Genomic DNA, 3,469 nt, shown 5'->3' with positions numbered 1-3,469 from the left:
AAAGAGAAATTCCGTTCTGAAAAGTCCTATGCCTTCTCCTCCGTTTTCAAGAACAGCATCAAGATCATCTATCGAACCTATGTTACCTGAAATCTCGACTTTGAATCCGTCCATTGTCTCTGATTTATCATATTTAAAACATTCAAGGAGTTTTCTTCTTTCATCAAACTCCTTTTTCTTAATAAAGTATCCATCAAGGTCCTCGTCAGATGGATTCAGAATTACACTTCCTTCATCACCATTCAAAATTGCCTCATCTCCTGTTTTACAGTAATACATGAAATTTCCAGACACCACAACATAAGGTATTCCAAGACTTCTTGCGATAATCGCACTGTGGCTGGTCCTTCCTCCGATTTCTGTTACTATGCCCTTAACCAGATTCCTGTCGAGCTGTGCAGTATCAGAAGGGGTCAAGTCATGAGCAGCAATTATTGCTTCCCCATTGAAAGGGATATTCATATATTCCTTTCGTCCAAGTAAATGACCTATTGCCCGCTCCTTTATATCCTTCAAATCTGTAGCTCTTTCTCTCATATAGCTGTCATCCATCTCATCAAACATTGAAATATATTTATTCATTACTGTTTCATAAGCCCTTGCTGCATTAAGCTTCTCCACATTAATGATTTCTTCCGTCTGCTCAATGATTACAGGATCTTTTAGTATTTCAATGTGTGCATCAAAAATTGCTCCCTCACTTGGATGATGAGCCTTGACAATATTGTTCCTTATTTTTTCTATCTCAACAAGGCTTTCATCCAAGGCTGCTCTAAATCTGTTTATCTCAACTGTTACATCAGCTACCAACTTCCCATCAGTTTGGAAAACAGCCTTTTCAAACTTGTATATCATCGAATTTGATATACCAGGGCTAATACCCACTCCATCAAATTTCATGTCTATTACCTCATTCATACTCGTATTTCAATACCTTTTCAATAAACACATCCACCAATTCAGGGTCAAATTGTATTCCTGAACCATTTACCAGTTCTGTCACTGCTATATCATTTCCCAAAGCTTTCCGATATGGCCTGTCGTTTGTCATTGCGTCATATGCATCAACAATAGCTATTATCCTTGACTCTATAGGGATGTCCTCACCCTTCAACCCTCCGGGATAACCTGATCCATCCCATCTCTCGTGATGGGCCAGGACATAGTTTGCCATAAATGCATATTCATTAACAGACCTCAATATCTGATAGCCTACCTCGGAATGCCTTTTAACCTCACTCCATTCAATGTCAGTCAATTGACCTTTCTTGTCGAGTAATTCAGGATCAATAGCTATCTTACCTATATCATGTCTCAAACCCGTTATATATATCTCTGCCGTTTTATCCTGTTTCAATCCAAATTCTTCAGCTATTTTCCCGCTTAACTCGGCTACATTCCTGGAATGCTCTTCTTCAATTGAATTCATGTTGTACAATGTTTCCATAATCTTTTCAATTGTTGCCTTACGCATCTTCTGGCTTTCAAAAAGCTTGTTCTTGTACATTTCCTCTTCCGCTTTTTTGAATGTCTTGGCAACCGTTTCCTCACATTCCTTGGTTCCAACTCCGCAGGAAACTGAAATATTTATCAGTCCTACCTTCTCAGTTGAAGCACCAAGGGATATCCTTTCCGCTATCACCAATGCCTCTTCCCTGTTTGTTTTTGGAAGTAGGACGACAAATTCGTCACCACCGAGTCTGGCGATAATCTCATCACCCCTACATTCCCTCTTTATTGCATTCGCAACCTTAATGAGAAGCTCGTCTCCTTTATCATGTCCAAAGGCATCATTGACCAGCTTCAATCCATTTACATCTATCATTATAATGCTAATCGGTAGATTTCTAGCAATATCAAGCCTCTTGAGCTCAGTTTCATAGAATCTTCTGTTATACAGTCCAGTCAGATGATCATGATGGCTCATGTGCTCAATTCTGTCCAGTGATCTTTTCAATTCTGTAATATCTATCATCATTGTAAGATAAAATTTCTTGCCGTGACTTTCTATGATTTCTCCATAAAGGAGACCATCCAGAATACGACCATCCCTTGTTCTTAATTTAAGATTGGATTCCTCTATCTTCACTTCATCACCCAATACTCTCAACATCTCTTCCTGTTGATCCGCCATAGGGAAAAGATCCAACTCCATAAATGATCTGCCTATTATTTCATGCCTGGAATACCCTGTAGCATCAACAAAAGCATCATTAACTTCTGTAACTACTTTTTCAGGTAAACTACTTACAGCCATAAGGGCAGGATTACTTCTAAATATTCTATCAAATTTCTGATTGGCTTCCTTTATTCTTGTAATATCTACGTTCATGCCTACAACCCTGTTGGGTTTACCATTGTCATCTGTATCGTAGCTTTTTCCTCGTCCTGAAATCCACTTCCAGTCTCCGTTCTTACATAAAACCCTGAACTCTTCCTCATAAGGCTGACTATTTTCAATTTGCTCCATGATTCTAGGCAAAACGTCCCGATTGTCATCAGGGTGCATCAAATCTATGAGAGCATCAATATTGAATTCAAGCTCACCCTCCTCATAACCCAACATATTAGAAAAAACACTGTTAAAATATACTTCTCCTGTATATAAATCCCAGTCCCAGAATCCGTTTTCACTTGCATTCATTGCAAGCTCCATACGGTTATGACTCAACATAAGCTTCTGTTCTGCCCTTTTCTTTTCAAGAAACAATCCAATCTGCGAGGCGTATAACTCAACGAGACCAATCCTATTCAACAGTTTTCCTTTAGGCATAATCATGGTGAAATCACCTAAGACCCTGCTGTTGCTCATAATCTTTACAACTACTGCCTGGCCCAGACTAAATGTTTTCTCAATCATGTCAACCACTCTTCTGGGAATCACATCTCCAACAAGGCTATGAACATTATCAAAGCAGGTCAAGGATTTACCCTTGAGCTTTTCCTCCCTTAACCTATCGTAATCCCATTTTCTGCCAATAATATTAAATCCCAGCAATTTACCTGCCCTTGTAATATGATCATGTATTCCAGATGCAGCTACCGTAGTAAACTCCCTTTCGTTTTTATCAAAAAGATTAAAGACAGCATACTTGGCTTCTGAAATCAAAAGCATCTTATCTGTTATCATTTTATAGTCAATGTCTTCGCCCTCATGCTCCATCATCCATCTTGACATGTTTGATATCTCCATCTCAACAGATATATCAGTGAACAAAGTAACAAAATAGTTCTTTTCTGGTGAAAATACCTTTATATGATAATGTTTGTTCAAAGGTTCGGAGTATTGCTCGATTTCCCTGGCTTCACCACCTAAAGCGACTTCCCCGTAAAAAGATATCCAGTCAAACTCTCCACCCACTATTCCCGGAAGTACCTCGGTAACCCTATTATTCAAAACACCCTTGCTTTTCAGACCCGTATACTTCTCAAAAGTTTCATTTACATCAATAAAAGTATAATCTACAGG

2 protein-coding genes are annotated in these 3,469 nt (G+C 38.8%); both read right to left on the bottom strand.

Annotated elements, in window-relative coordinates:
- Positions 1-900, bottom strand: a 900-nt coding sequence (locus AC3AX0_RS09500) for a phosphoenolpyruvate-utilizing N-terminal domain-containing protein (RefSeq protein ID WP_487550055.1), incomplete at its 3' end; no start/stop codon positions are given.
- A gap of 10 nt (positions 901-910) precedes the next feature.
- A partial coding sequence (locus tag AC3AX0_RS09495; RefSeq protein WP_487550054.1) for a diguanylate cyclase occupies positions 911-3,469 on the bottom strand: 2,559 nt, incomplete at its 5' end.

The organism is Dethiosulfatibacter sp. (assembly GCF_983023055.1).
The sequence above is the reverse complement of the archived record's forward strand: the minus strand, read 5'-3'. Positions and strand labels throughout refer to the sequence as shown.